General features: G+C 61.6%; 14 protein-coding genes. 9 read left to right on the plus strand and 5 right to left on the minus strand.

Going from position 1 to position 13,873, the window contains the following annotated elements:
* The first annotated feature begins 260 nt into the window (after window positions 1-260).
* From ACQZ6F_RS20205 to ACQZ6F_RS20220, 4 genes are all read left to right on the plus strand, one after another.
* On the plus strand, window positions 261-2,933 hold the full coding sequence (locus tag ACQZ6F_RS20205; protein WP_449093870.1) for a DNA translocase FtsK 4TM domain-containing protein: 2,673 nt from the start codon (window positions 261-263) through the stop codon (window positions 2,931-2,933).
* 135 nt (window positions 2,934-3,068) lie between these two features.
* Window positions 3,069-3,725, plus strand: coding sequence for an outer-membrane lipoprotein carrier protein LolA (locus tag ACQZ6F_RS20210; RefSeq protein ID WP_449093869.1), 657 nt, complete (start codon window positions 3,069-3,071; stop codon window positions 3,723-3,725).
* 196 nt (window positions 3,726-3,921) lie between these two features.
* Window positions 3,922-4,725, plus strand: coding sequence for an exodeoxyribonuclease III (locus ACQZ6F_RS20215; protein WP_449093868.1), 804 nt, complete (start codon window positions 3,922-3,924; stop codon window positions 4,723-4,725).
* Window positions 4,726-4,881: 156 nt separating this feature from the next.
* Entirely contained in the window at window positions 4,882-5,316 is a 435-nt protein-coding gene (locus ACQZ6F_RS20220) for an N-acetyltransferase family protein (protein WP_449093867.1), read from the plus strand.
* Window positions 5,317-5,335: 19 nt separating this feature from the next.
* Here ACQZ6F_RS20220 and ACQZ6F_RS20225 read toward each other — a convergent pair whose 3' ends face one another.
* Both ACQZ6F_RS20225 and ACQZ6F_RS20230 read right to left on the minus strand, forming a co-directional pair.
* Complete coding sequence (locus tag ACQZ6F_RS20225) at window positions 5,336-5,791, minus strand: cyclic nucleotide-binding domain-containing protein (protein ID WP_449093866.1); 456 nt, start codon at window positions 5,789-5,791, stop codon at window positions 5,336-5,338.
* Between the two features lie 9 nt (window positions 5,792-5,800).
* Window positions 5,801-6,484, minus strand: coding sequence for a response regulator transcription factor (locus ACQZ6F_RS20230; protein WP_068394469.1), 684 nt, complete (start codon window positions 6,482-6,484; stop codon window positions 5,801-5,803).
* A 148-nt stretch (window positions 6,485-6,632) separates the two neighbouring features.
* Between ACQZ6F_RS20230 and ACQZ6F_RS20235 the strand changes: the two genes are divergently transcribed.
* On the plus strand, window positions 6,633-7,181 hold the full coding sequence (locus tag ACQZ6F_RS20235; RefSeq protein ID WP_449093865.1) for a L,D-transpeptidase family protein: 549 nt from the start codon (window positions 6,633-6,635) through the stop codon (window positions 7,179-7,181).
* Window positions 7,182-7,326: 145 nt separating this feature from the next.
* Window positions 7,327-8,157: an aldo/keto reductase gene (locus ACQZ6F_RS20240; RefSeq protein ID WP_449093864.1), complete on the plus strand. Its 831-nt coding sequence runs from the start codon at window positions 7,327-7,329 to the stop codon at window positions 8,155-8,157.
* A 75-nt stretch (window positions 8,158-8,232) separates the two neighbouring features.
* Here the strand turns inward: ACQZ6F_RS20240 and ACQZ6F_RS20245 are convergent, their stop codons facing one another.
* Complete coding sequence (locus tag ACQZ6F_RS20245) at window positions 8,233-8,868, minus strand: NADPH-dependent F420 reductase (RefSeq protein ID WP_449094112.1); 636 nt, start codon at window positions 8,866-8,868, stop codon at window positions 8,233-8,235.
* A gap of 90 nt (window positions 8,869-8,958) precedes the next feature.
* On the opposite strand from ACQZ6F_RS20245, the gene ACQZ6F_RS20250 reads away from it, so the two are divergent.
* Complete coding sequence (locus ACQZ6F_RS20250; RefSeq protein ID WP_449093863.1) at window positions 8,959-9,855, plus strand: LysR family transcriptional regulator; 897 nt, start codon at window positions 8,959-8,961, stop codon at window positions 9,853-9,855.
* 43 nt (window positions 9,856-9,898) lie between these two features.
* Here ACQZ6F_RS20250 and ACQZ6F_RS20255 read toward each other — a convergent pair whose 3' ends face one another.
* Window positions 9,899-11,353 (minus strand): MFS transporter, encoded by a 1,455-nt coding sequence (locus ACQZ6F_RS20255; RefSeq protein WP_449093862.1) that lies wholly within the window; start codon window positions 11,351-11,353, stop codon window positions 9,899-9,901.
* A 136-nt stretch (window positions 11,354-11,489) separates the two neighbouring features.
* Between ACQZ6F_RS20255 and ACQZ6F_RS20260 the strand changes: the two genes are divergently transcribed.
* Window positions 11,490-12,416 (plus strand): LysR family transcriptional regulator, encoded by a 927-nt coding sequence (locus tag ACQZ6F_RS20260; protein WP_449093861.1) that lies wholly within the window; start codon window positions 11,490-11,492, stop codon window positions 12,414-12,416.
* Here ACQZ6F_RS20260 and ACQZ6F_RS20265 read toward each other — a convergent pair.
* Window positions 12,393-12,881, minus strand: coding sequence for a MarR family winged helix-turn-helix transcriptional regulator (locus tag ACQZ6F_RS20265; RefSeq protein WP_449093860.1), 489 nt, complete (start codon window positions 12,879-12,881; stop codon window positions 12,393-12,395). The genes ACQZ6F_RS20260 and ACQZ6F_RS20265 overlap by 24 nt on opposite strands.
* An 82-nt stretch (window positions 12,882-12,963) precedes the next feature.
* Between ACQZ6F_RS20265 and ACQZ6F_RS20270 the strand changes: the two genes are divergently transcribed.
* A complete protein-coding gene (locus ACQZ6F_RS20270; protein ID WP_449093859.1) occupies window positions 12,964-13,866 on the plus strand; it encodes an EamA family transporter in 903 nt (300 codons plus the stop codon).
* Window positions 13,867-13,873 lie beyond the last annotated feature (7 nt).

The following is a 13,873-nucleotide window of genomic DNA, read 5'->3' on the forward strand; positions in this document are numbered from 1 at the left end:
CCGGGGTAAAAAGCCCGGCATCGCTGAACATCCCGTCGCGTCCTGTCTGATTGCAGACAGGACGCTTTTGGCCCGAACTTCGGTTCGGGTCTTTTTTGTTTTGAGGCCCGGATATCCACCGCAGAACCCCTTGATTCGCCCGGTCTGGCTGCATGGTTAACATGCCATTAACCCTCCTCTGATTAGGTAGGGCTAACCTGCCGGCGAGTGGGCATAGACCGATTCGCTTGCGCTTTCGACACGGAACGGGGCTGGATATCATGGGCAGAAGCAATTCGGCGGCGTTGAGCGGTCGCCCCGACCGTTTATCGCTATCGAGTGTGGTTTGGCGTCAGGTCAAGGGTCTGACAGGCTTCGCGCTGCTGTTGCTGCTGGCGCTGGCCGTCGCGGCACTGGCGACCTGGAATGTCATGGACCCCAGCTATTCCTACGCCACGGCCAACGCCCCGACGAACCTGCTCGGCTTTCCCGGTGCTGCCTTCGCCGACATCATGATGCAGGCTCTCGGGCTTGCTTCCGTCGTCGCGATGCTGCCCGTTGCCGCCTGGGCCTTTGCGATGATAGCGAACCGCAAGCTCAATCGCGTGCCGTCACGTCTCGGCGCGTGGCTCGGCGGTTGCGTCGTAGCGGCCGGCTCCATCGCGTGCTTTCCCGCACCGCCCACCTGGCCGATCCCGAACGGCATCGGCGGCGTTGTTGGTGACATCTTGCTGCGCTTTCCCGCCCTTTTCATCGGCACCTATCCCAGCGGTGTCGTCGCCATCGTGATCGGGTCGGTTCTGGCCGTCCCGGCGATCTGGCTCATGCTCTTTGGCGCCGGCGTGATCGGGGAAAGCCTTGTCGAAGAAGAGGATGGCGAAGACGACTACGAGGAAACGCGCAGCCGCGCGCGTCGGGTCGGTGATGAGGACGAGGATGACGACCGCGGCGGCTTCCTCGGCAACCTTCTGGCCTTCGGTGCAGTCATGCATGCCTGGTACAATACCCAGGCCCGCCTTCGCCGTTTGTTCGGCATGGGGCCGCGCAAGCGCCGCGACCATGCTTTCGATGCCCCCTATGATTTCAATGACGACGAATTCGGCACATTGAACGAACCCATGCGCGCCAAGGCGCCGATGGCGCGAGGTGACCGTGTCGAGCCATCGCTTGAGAGCTCGGCTGCGCGCCGCGTCGTTTCCGCTCCCTCCATCAGCCTCGGTGACGATGATGACGAGGACGAGGATGCGTCCTATGAGCGCGACTTGCCGCGTCCGGCCGGCATTCTGGCCGACGACGAGGACGAGGATGAATGGCCGCTGCGTCCGGCAACGCCGAAGGCGGCAGCGGGACAACGCGTCATCCCGCCAGCGTCGCGCCCGAAGCCCGGCGTGCGGGCCGAGCGCGAAGCGCAGACTTCCTTCATTCGCCCCTATGGCTTCCAGCTTCCGGCCGTGCACCTGCTCGCCGAACCCAGGGCGGTTGCGCGCGATGCGACGCTTTCGGCCGATGCGCTGGAACAGAATGCCCGCATGCTCGAAGGCGTACTCGAAGACTTCGGCGTCAAGGGTGAGATCATTCACGTCCGTCCCGGCCCGGTGGTGACGCTCTACGAACTGGAGCCGGCGCCGGGCATCAAGTCCTCCCGTGTCATCGGCCTTGCCGACGATATCGCCCGCTCGATGAGCGCGATCGCCGCCCGCGTCGCCGTCGTCCCCGGTCGCAATGCCATCGGCATCGAATTGCCGAATTCGACGCGCGAGACGGTCTTCCTGCGCGAGCTCGTCGCCAGCCGCGATTTCGAGACCTCCAAGGCCAAGCTCGCCATGGCGCTTGGCAAGACGATCGGTGGCGAGCCTGTCATCGCCGATCTCGCCAAGATGCCGCATCTGCTCGTCGCCGGCACCACCGGCTCGGGCAAGTCCGTCGCCATCAACACGATGATCCTGTCGCTGCTCTATCGCATGACGCCGGAACAGTGCCGCCTGATCATGATCGATCCGAAGATGCTGGAACTCTCCGTCTATGACGGCATTCCGCACTTGCTGTCGCCTGTCGTCACCGATCCGAAGAAGGCCGTCGTTGCGCTCAAGTGGACCGTCCGCGAGATGGAAGAGCGCTACAAGAAGATGTCGAAGATCGGCGTGCGCAACATCGACGGCTTCAATTCCCGCGTCGAGCAGGCCGTCGCCAAGGGCGAGGCGATCAGCCGTACGGTGCAGACCGGCTTCGACCGCCAGACCGGCGAAGCCATCTACGAGACCGAAGAGTTCGATCTGAAGCCGATGCCCTACATCGTCGTCATCATCGACGAAATGGCCGACCTGATGATGGTCGCCGGCAAGGACATCGAAGGCGCGGTGCAGCGCCTGGCGCAGATGGCGCGTGCAGCCGGCATTCATGTCATCATGGCGACGCAGCGTCCGTCCGTCGACGTCATCACCGGCACGATCAAGGCGAACTTCCCGACACGCATCTCCTTCCAGGTGACGTCGAAGATCGACAGCCGCACCATTCTTGGCGAGCAGGGTGCCGAACAGCTGCTCGGCATGGGCGACATGCTCTATATGGCGGGCGGCGGGCGCATCCAGCGCGTCCACGGCCCGTTTGTCGCCGACGGTGAAGTCGAGGATATCGTCGCCTACCTGAAGACGCAGGGCTCGCCGCAATATCTCGACGCCATCACCGCTGATGACGATGAGGATGAAGACGGCCATGGTCCGGCAGGAACTGCCAACCTTTCCGATTCGGAAGATCCCTACGATCAGGCGGTCGCGATCGTTCTGCGGGATGGCAAGGCTTCGACCTCCTACATCCAGCGCCGCCTCGGCATCGGCTACAACCGCGCGGCATCGCTGATCGAGCGTATGGAGCAGGAGGGCCTGATCGGCCCGGCCAACCACGCCGGCAAGCGCGAAATTCTCGTTCCCACCGAAGCGGACATTCTGGATCGTTGAGGCGATCTGGCTTTCCGCGTCGGATATTCCGCCTATGTTCAAGGACATTTGATAGCGACCCCAGCGAACCACGGGCCGCCGCGCCATGAAGACGCCGATTTTGCGCGCCATGGACAAAGCATGAAGGAGAATTCGATGACAAAGATTGATGCGCAGCCCTCGACCCGACTTTCCCTGAGCCGCCGGCATTTCCTCGGCGCCATGGTCGCGGTCGGTGCGGCAGGCGCTCTGCCGGTTTCGGCTCTTGCTCAGGCCCAGGCGCAGGCCGCCGCCGTCAATCCCAATATTGCCCAGGCCATCGCCGATCACTTCTCGTCCATCAAGTCGATGAAGGGGGGCTTTCTGCAGATCGGGCCGCGCGGCGACCAGATGAGCGGCACGTTTTTCATCCTGCGCCCCGGCAAGATGCGCTTCAACTACGATCCGCCGTCTCGCATGCGCGTTATTTGCGATGGCAACAATGTGCAGGTCATCAACGACCAGACGAATACGAAGAATATGTATCAGCTGTCGAAGACGCCGCTGAGCCTTCTGCTTGCCAACAAGATCGACCTTTCCGCCGATATGGTGCGCAATGTCGAATCGCAGCTCGACTTGACCAAGATCACGCTCGGCAACCGCACCGTCTTCGGCGATTCCACGATTACGATGATCTTCGATTCGAAGACCTATGACCTGCGCCAATGGACCGTTATCGATCCGCAGGGCAAGACGACCGATGTCATCATCAACAATGTGAAGACCAATGTGGCCTTCGACGACAGCGTTTTCCGCATCGACTACATCCGCTGATCGCTGTCTGGATCTTTGGTAGCTGAGGAAGCGCCGAATGGCGCTTTTCTTTCCGCTGCGGCCGGTCTAAAGCCTTATCCTGAGTAGAGTGTTTCACGGAATCGCTGAACCGCTCCAGCTGTCTGTTTTGACACAATTCCGGCCGGAAAACCGCTGCGCACTTTTCCTGGAATTGCTTTATGGGAAAGGCGTTGGCATGGGATTTTCGATTGCGACCTGGAATATCAATTCGGTGCGGCTGCGCATGCCCATCGTCGAACAGTTCCTGATGCAGGGCCAGCCCGACATTCTCTGCCTGCAAGAGACCAAGGTTCCGAACGAGCTTTTTCCCTACGCGCCGCTGCGCGCGCTTGGCTACGAGCACATCATCATCCATGGCCAGAAGGGCTATCACGGCGTGGCGATCGCCTCGCGTTTTCCGCTGACCGAAGATCACCGCCAGGATTATTGCAACGTCGGCGACAGCAGGCACATCTCGGCGATCTTCGAGCGTGGCGGGCGCCGCATCCGTGTGCATAATTTCTATGTTCCGGCCGGCGGCGACGAGCCTGATCGCAGCATCAATCCGAAGTTCGGTCACAAGCTCGATTTCATCGAGGAAATGAAGCACCTGAGCGCCAATGCCGAGCCGAATACCTCGGCGATCCTGGTCGGTGACCTCAACATTGCGCCGCTGGAGCACGATGTCTGGTCGCACAAGCAGCTGCTCAAGATCGTCAGCCATACGCCGGTCGAGACTGATGGGCTGATCGAGGTGATGAAGCGAGGCTCCTGGCTCGATCTGATGCGCCTGAAGGTGCCGGAGAGTGAAAAGCTTTATACGTGGTGGAGCTACCGCGCCAAGGACTGGGAAGCTGCCGACCGCGGCCGCCGCCTCGACCACATCTGGTCGTCTTCCGATCTCGGCCCACACCTGCAGCGCATCGAAATCCTGAAGGCGGCGCGTGGCTGGGATCGCCCATCCGACCATGTGCCGGTCACGGCGCATTTCGATCTCTAGCGGGCGGCAAGGGTAGTATCTGCTGCTCCGTGATCGATCCACATGGCCGCCGTCAAACAAGGGCGCCAAAGGCTGGATTCGATCCGCCCACAGGTCTATCCTGCCATCATGAGTGGAAATAGAGATCCCATCCTTCGGGCAGCGCGACGGGAAGACATGGCCAACCTGCGTGCTGTTCTTCACGACACGTTCAACAGCACCTGGCGTCCCAATATCACTGAGACCGCTGCGCAGGCATTTCTCCAGGAAGAAAAGCCTACCGCCTATGTCGATATGCGCGGGCTTCAATTCCGGGTGGCTGAGGTTGCCGGTGAGGTCGTCGGCTTCGTCGATTGGGAGGACGACTTCGTGCACGCCCTCCACGTGCATTCAGCGCATGCCCGACAGGGAATCGGACGACGCCTGATGGACCATGCGGAGAAGCACATCGCCGCTGCCGGCTTTGCCACGGCACGGCTGGAAACCGATACATTCAATCATCCCAGCCAGGCCTTCTACGCAGCCCGAGGCTATCGCGAGGTTGATCGCTATCCGGACGAGGATTGGGATAGCGGGCTGACGACGGTCTTGCTCGTAAAGGCGTTGTCCTGAGGCGGGTCGTTGGTGAGGATCAGGAAAACCGGCCGAGAAGGGCTGCTGCCTGCCGGGCAAGCGCTGCGAAGTTTTCGCGAATGCGGTTCTGGATCAGCAGGCCGGCATCGGGATATTCCTCAATCAGCCGATGAAAGAGAGCCCGTGTAATGCGGATCACGTCGGATTCTTCAGCGGCAACCGCTGTGTATTTCCGCTCCACCAGCGTCACCATTGCCAGCTCGGACAGCATCGTTCCGGCTTGTACCACCGCTTCCACCTGTTTCTGCCCGGCGGGATCGATGGTGCTGAGTTCGAAGCTGCCGCGCGTGACGACATAGGCGCATTCGGCCGGCGACTTCTCCCGAAACAGGGTCTGGCCCTCGGTCACATGACGACGATCGGCGCCGAAGGCAATCAGCCGCAACGGCTCATCGCCCATGCCGTGAAACAGCGGCAGTTGCGACAGCAGCCGGATATCGTCGTTCAGCGCCATGTCTGTGGCCTATGGAATGATCTTGTAGCCACCGTTTTCCGTCACCAGGATTTCAGCGTTGGATGGATCGCGCTCGATCTTCTGGCGAAGGCGGTAGACGTGGGTTTCGAGCGTGTGCGTTGTCACGCCGGAATTGTAGCCCCAGACTTCTTCGAGAAGGATGTCGCGGGTCACGACCTTCTGGTCGGCGCGGTAGAGATAGCGGATGATCGCCGCTTCCTTTTCCGTGAGGCGGATCTTCTGCCCGTCTTCGGTGGTGAGCAGCTTCTGGCTCGGCTTGAAGAGATAGCGGCCGACGGTGAAAGTCGCGTCTTCGCTCTGCTCGTGCTGGCGCAGCTGCGCGCGGATGCGGGCGAGCAAGACGGCGAAGCGGAAGGGCTTGGTGACGTAATCGTTGGCGCCGGCTTCGAGGCCGAGGATGGTGTCGGAATCCGTGTCGTGGCCCGTCAGCATGATGATCGGCGACTTGAAGCCGTTCTTGCGCAACAGCTTTACGGCTTCGCGGCCATCCATGTCAGGCAGTCCGACATCCATGATCAGGAGATCGACAGGCACGGTGCGTGCGGTCTGCACGCCCTTTCCGGCCGTCATTTCCTGCAGGACGTTGAATTCCTCATAAAGCGATAATTGCTCGACCAACATTTCACGCAGGTCGTTGTCATCATCCACCAGGAGAATGGTGCGTGCGGTCATGCCGTTCGGATCCTCGTTCTAATCCCACCTAAGTCCTACGCCAAATTGCATTTTTAGCAAGTCGCGACGCGGCTCAGGCTTGGTGGTTTGGTTGTAACTGCTATGATTTCAAATGAAATCACGCGCAAAGCAAAAACATGTGAGGAAAATGGAAAAGACAAGGGCAGGGGCCAGGCGGTCCGCTTCCACGATCGTCGTACGTCCTGCGCCGGGTAAGAAGACGCGCGCGCTGGTCAAGGTCGGACCGTTGACTGTTCAGGCCGCGATCGGCCGATCCGGGCGCAGCATATTGAAGCGCGAGGGCGACGGCGCGACACCGATTGCCTCCATGAAGCTGCTTTATGGCTTCATGCGTGGCGATCATGTCCGCCTCCCGCAGACGGCTCTGCCGATGCGGCGTATTCGCAAGGACATGCTGTGGTGCGACCAGCCCGAGGATGCCAATTACAACAGGCTGGTGAAGGCTCCCTTCAAGCCCAGCCATGAGGAGATGCGACGGGGCGATGGGCTCTACGACATATGTCTCGTGCTCGACTGGAACGTGAGTTCGCGCCGGCGTCATCGCGGCTCGGCAATCTTCTTCCACCTGATCAGGCCCGGCTACGAGCCGACGGCCGGTTGCATCGCCGTCAGCCCTGGCGATATGCGGCGCATCCTGCCGCTGATGCGCAAGGGAACGACCGTCCGGGTTGTCTGAATGTCCGGCCGGGGTTAAACTCTCGGTATTCTCCACTATATAGGTTTTCGACCGGCGGCCCGCGCGGGCCAGGACGGGGACCCTTTCTTTCCGGATTTAATTCGCGCCTTCACTCCATCCACTTCCCATCACCTGGAGATTTATCGTGACCACACAACCGACAATCACTTTCAACGACGGCAAGTCCATTCCGCAGGTCGGCCTCGGGGTCTGGCAGACGCCGGAAAACGTCGCTCCTTTGGCCGTCAGCACGGCTTTGAAAGCCGGCTATCGCCATGTCGACACGGCAGCCATCTACGCCAATGAAGATGGTGTCGGCGAGGGCATGCGCCAGTCTGGCGTCGCCCGCAAGGACATCTTCCTGACCACCAAGCTCTGGAACGAGGCGCAGGGCTTCGATTCCACGCTGAAGGCCTTCGACGAAAGTCTGAAGCGGCTCGGCACCGATTATCTCGACCTCTACCTCATTCACTGGCCGTCGCCGCACCGCGACCGCTACCTCGATACCTGGAAGGCATTCGTGCGCCTCAAGGAAGAGGGCCGCGCGCATTCGATCGGCGTCTCCAACTTCGCCAAGGAACATCTCGACCGGATCATCGGCGAGACCGGCGTCACGCCGGTTTTGAACCAGATCGAGCTGCATCCGACCTTCCAGCAGAAGGCGCTGCGCGAAGTACATGACAAGCTCGGCATCAAGACCCAGTCCTGGAGCCCGCTCGGCCAGGGCAAGCTCCTGACAAACGCCGTGATCGGCAAGGTCGCCGCAAAGCATGGCCGCACGCCGGCGCAGATCATCATTCGCTGGCATATCGACAACGGCCTGATCGTCATTCCGAAGTCGGTTACGCCGAGCCGTATCGAAGAGAACTTCAAAGTCTTCGACTTCAAGCTCGACAGCGATGATCTGGCTGATCTCGACAAGCTCGATTCCGCCAGCGGCCGTATCGGCCCGGATCCGGTGAAGGCGAGCTTCTGATCCGGTTCGTCGGACTTTATTGATAGTGAGAGGCCCGGAGCGAGGAGCTCCGGGCCTCTTTTGTCTTGAACGACGTCAGACCTGAACCCAGGCGGGAGCCACGGAAGGTCCCTTGCCGAGGAAGAAGCCGAAGTGGATGTTCATCTCGCCAATGGGCTCGATGAAGCGGGCATTGGTGAGCGGACCTGCGTCGACGGGTTCGAAGCCGATCGATTGAACGAGGCTGGATACTGCCGCCTTGGCCTTCTCATCGTCGCTGGCCACGAAGGCCTGCAGCACCTTGCCTTTGCGTGCTTCAACCGGCAGGAGTGTCGCGAAGATGGTGTTGAACGCCTTCACCACGATGGCATCGGGCGCCAGCGCCTGGATTTCCTCGGCCGCCGATGTCGAGTGGCCGACAACGAGACCGCGGAAGTCCGCCGTGATCGGGTTGCTGATATCGACCAGTATCTTTCCCTTGAGATTGCCGGCTTCCCTGAGGGCGTCGGCCACCGCGCCATAGGGCAGCGCCAGTATGACGATGTCGGCGAGCTTGACGGCGGCGGCAATCCCACCCGCTTCGACATTCGCGCCCAGTTCGGCGGCAAATGCGGCCGCCTTTGCCGGATCGCGGTGGCCGATCACCACGCCCGAGCCCGTTCCAGCCAGCAGGCGTGCCAGGCCCGCACCCATATTTCCAGTACCGATGACAGCGATTTTCATGGTCGTCAGCTCCTTGTTGTTGCTGACGAATAGATAGTATTATCGCCATATCGGGATAAATGATCTAAATAGAGCTATACTTGAAATAGAACGTTTCTAATGGATCGCTTTTCCAGCATGAGCATTTTCGTCAAGGCGGTCGAGCTTGGCTCGTTCAGCGCTGCTGCCGATGCATTGAACATGTCGCCGCAGCTCGTCGGCAAACATGTGCGATTTCTCGAACAGCATCTGGGCGTTCGGCTTTTGAACCGCACCACGCGCCGCCAGCACCTGACGGAGATCGGCAGCCAGTTCTACGAGCGCTCACGAAATATACTGGCCGAAGTCGAGGCAGCGGAGGCTTTGGCGGCGGAAACGCGGGCGGTGCCCAGGGGAAAGCTGAAGGTCAATGCCCCCGTCACGTTCGGGATCAATGCCCTGGCGCCGAAACTGCCGAAATACCTCGGTGCCCATCCCGAGGTTTCGATCGACCTGTCGCTGTCGAACCGGTTGGTCGATCTGATCGACGAGGGCTATGATGCGGTCTTTCGCATCGGCGAACTCGCCGACAGCGGCTTGATCGCCCGCCGCCTCGCCCCCTATCGGCTCGTCATCTGCGCGGCGCCGAGCTATCTGCGCTCTCGCGGCGTGCCGTTAAAACCGAATGATCTTCAGGGTCACGACTGCCTCATCTTCTCGCACACCATGTTGAGGACGCATTGGGACTTCGAAGGGCCAGGCGGGAATGTCAGCGTCCCTATCTCGGGCCGGCTGATGGTCGATAATGGCGAAGCGCTGCTGCAGGCGGCGCTGGCAGGGCAGGGTATCATCCTTCAGCCGTTCGAGCTTGTTCGATCGAGCCTGGAGGCCGGGACGCTCTTGCCTGTCCTGCCTGAATACAGCGTGCCGACGCGACCGCTGCATATTCTCCACGCGCCCGATCGCCGTATCACGCCGAAGCTGCGTAGCTTCCTCGACTTCGTTTCCGCCGAATTCGGCAGTCACGGATCGTCTTGATCGGATGGCGGGCTTATCCTCCGCCATCCCCTTTGCTTCACTCTCACGAGACTTCCTGCGAGAGCACGGTGCGCTTTGCAAATGCCAGGCCCGTGATGGCGATCGCGAGCGTTGCGGTGATCACCAGGGCGCCGACCGCGAAGGTGATCTGCATCCCGCTCGCCACCGCTTCGGGCGCCGCCACGGTCACGTTGGCGGTTCCCGATGCCAGCGTGAAGATCGCGCCCATGACGGATGCGCCTGATATCAGCCCGAGGTTTCGCGACAGGCTCAGCATGCCTGAAATCACACCGCGCTGCTCGGAGCTTATGTCTTTCATGATCGTGGTGTTGTTGGATGCCTGAAACAGCGCATAGCTTGCCGTGGTGATGACGAGCGGACCGACATAGCCGGCAATCCCGAAGCTTCCCTGCAGTGCTGAGATCAGCGACAGGCCGATGATCATGCCGATGAGGCCTGTTACGGTCATGCGATGTGCGCCGAAGCGATCGACGATGCGGCCGGCGGGTATGCCCGTCAGCGCCGATACCAGGGGGCCGGCGGACATGATGGCACCGACATGGGCCGCATCGAAGCCGAGGGCGTGGGAGAGATAGAAAGGCCCGACCACCAATGTTGCCATGATAACCGTCGTGACCAGCGTGCTCATGGCAAGGCTCGTACTTAGCGATGAGTTTCTGAACATCGACAGGCGCAGCAGCGGCGACTTCACTTTCGTCTCGGCGAAGGCGAAGAGTGCTGCGCCCAAGGCCGCGGCCAGCAGCAGGCCGATATTCAGCGCGCCGAAGCTGCCATGGCCCATTGTCATGGCGAGCGCATAGGCGGCAAGCGTCAGAGCCAGCAGCAGCGTGCCGACCGCATCGGGGCGTCCCCGGACGACCTTCCGGTCGGGGCGATCTGCCGGCAGGAAACGGGCGGCGAGCAGGAGGTTGATGATCCCCAGCGGCAGATTGACCAGGAAGATGGTTTCCCAGCCGTACCAGGCAATCAGGATGCCGCCGAGCGACGGGCCGAGTGTCGTACCGATGGCGGACATGGTGCCGAGCAGGCCCATGGCGCTGCCCGTCCGCTCCTTCGGCACGGTCTCACCGACCATCGCCACCGTCAGTGCCATCATCATGGCTGCACCGAGGCCCTGCAAGGCGCGTGCTGCTATCAGCAGCCACAGCGTCGGCGCTATGCCGCAGAACAGCGAGGCGAGGGTGAAGAGCGCTATACCCGTCAACAGCAGTCGCCGCCGTCCCACGATGTCGCCGAGTTTACCGACGCTGACGATCAGCGTGGTGATGGCGAGCAGATAGGCAAGCACGATCCACTGCACCTGCTGGAAGGAGGCGCCGAAAGCCTCTGCCAGCGTCGGCAGGCCGACATTGGCGATGCTGGTATCGAGCGAGGGCATGAGCATGGAGAGCGAGAGGCTGGCAAGCGCCCACCGGATGGAAGGTTCTGGTCCTGTGCGCCGGGCTTTGCCCGGTTCTTCAATGATTGGCTTCAACATGAGCTCCAATTCTGGCGGTATAAGAAAGTCCCGGCAGAAAGGTAGCCATTGCGGCGATATGGCGGAACGCGCAGCATTTGCACTTCATTCGTGCGTTTGACGCTATATACTGGTGAATTTATGCTATGGTCGCGCCATGTCCACGCCCGATCTCAACCTGCTGGTCACTCTCAACGCCCTGCTTGCGGAGGGCAGCGTCGCGCGCGCTGCCCGGCGATTGCGGCTGAGCCCTTCCGCCATGAGCCGGGCCCTGGCGCGCCTGCGCGAGACGACGGGTGATCCATTGCTGGTGAGAGCCGGTCGCGGCCTTGTACCGACACCGCGAGCACTGGAGTTGCGCGAGCGTGTCGGCCAGCTCGTGGAGGAGGCCGAGGCAGCCTTGCGGCCCTCCGAGACGTTGAATTTGAAACAGCTCGTTCGGACCTTCACGCTGCGCGTCCGCGAGGGCTTCGTGGAGAATTTCGGCGCCGAACTGATCACCCGGATCGCGGAGCAAGCGCCGGGCGTGCGGCTCTATTTCACGCAGAAGCTGGACAAGGACAGCACGCCGCTGCGTGACGGCACGATCGATCTGGAAACCGGCGTCGTCGGCGACGATACAAGCCCGGAACTGCGAACGCAGGCCCTGTTTCACGACCGCTTCATCGGCGTAGTCAGGCGCGGCCATCCCTTAAGCGAGGGGCCAATGACGCCGGAGCGCTATGCTGCCGGGCAACACATTCTCGTTTCGCGGCGCGGCTTGCGGAAAGGACAGATCGACGAAACGCTGGAACGGCTGGGGCGCGAACGGCAGATCGTCACCATCGTCGGCAGCTTTTCGGCGGCGCTGGCCCTGGCGCGCTCCTCCGACCTGATCGTCAGCGTACCCGAGCGCTATACCGGCAACCTCAGGGCCGGCATGCATAGTTTCGCGCTGCCGGTGCCGACATCGGATGTGACGATCTCGCTGCTCTGGCACCCGCGGCTCGATGCGGATCCGGCGCATCGCTGGCTGCGAGGCTGCATTCGGGATGTCTGCGCCGAGCGGTGTTCGGATCTCTTAGCGAGATTCGAAGCTGGCTAAATAATTGCGCAGCAGGCCGTCGAGGGCAGCTCTTTCCTCCTGCGAGAGGGCGGAAACAAGCCGAGCTTGCGTTTCGACATGCGCCGTCACGGCGGCATCGATGAGCTTGAAGCCCTCCGGCGTCAGGGAAATCAGAAAGCTGCGGCCGTCATTCGGGTTCTGGGTGCGAGCGACGAGACCGGCCTTTTCGAGCTGGTCGATGCGGTTGGTCATGGTGCCCGATGACACCATCATCGTATCCATCAGGTCGCTGGGAGAGAGGGTGTAGGGTTCGCCTGAGCGGCGCAGGGTCGCCAGCATGTCGAAGTTCGCCGAATTCAGGCCGAAGCGTCCGAAGGTCTTCTCCATCTCGCGCGAGAGATGAAGCGTGAGATTGCGCATGCGCCCGAAGAGGCCCATGGCCGTCGTGTCGAGATCGGGCCGCTCGCGGCGCCATTGGTCAAGAATTTTGTCGATACGATCCATGCCTGGACATCGCCATGAATTTATCTTGACGTCAAGATATTTCGGTTTATCTTGAGGTCAAGATAAATTTGGGGCCAGGGCCATGAACCGTAATGTCGACCTTCTGCTGACGGCCATCGCGCCGGCGATCTGGGGCAGCACCTATCTGGTGACGACGCAGCTCCTGCCCGCCGGCTATCCCCTCACGGTCGCAACCCTGCGTGCGCTGCCGGCCGGGCTTTTGCTGCTGCTCATCGTGCGTCGGCTGCCGCATGGGATCTGGTGGATCAAATCGCTCGTCCTCGGCGCGTTGAATTTCTCGATCTTCTGGTGGCTGCTGTTCATCTCGGCCTACCGCCTGCCCGGTGGCGTGGCCGCGACCGTCGGCGCGGTCCAGCCGCTGATCGTCATCGTGCTGGCGCGACTGCTGCTCGGCTCACCGATCAAGAGCCTCTCCATCATCGCCGCTGTCGCCGGCATCGGCGGCGTGGCGCTGCTGATCCTGACGCCAAATGCAACGCTCGATCCCATCGGCATTGTCGCCGGTATTGCCGGTGCCTTCTCCATGGCTGGCGGAACAGTGCTCAGCCGCCGCTGGCGGCCGGCTGTCTCGCCGCTCACCTTCACGGCGTGGCAGTTGACGGCCGGTGGCGTCTTGCTGCTGCCATTCGCCCTTCTGCTCGAGCCGCCGCTGCCGCATCTGACCGGCGCCAACATCATCGGCTTTGCCTATCTCGGGCTGATCGGCGCGGCGCTTACCTATATCCTCTGGTTTCGCGGCCTGTCGCGGCTCGAGCCTTCGGTGGTTTCGCCACTCGGCTTCCTCAGCCCGACGACCGCGGTGATCCTGGGCTGGGTGGTTCTCGGCCAGCAGCTGAGCCCGATGCAGATCTTCGGCATCGTTGTCGTGCTCGGCAGCGTCTGGCTCAGCCAGCGCGCGCAGCAAGTACAACCAGCAGCGACGCCTGTGTTAAGCGAAGGTCAAGCCGCCGCATCGAAACACTAAACTCGGA

The organism is Rhizobium sp. A22-96 (assembly GCF_053521805.1).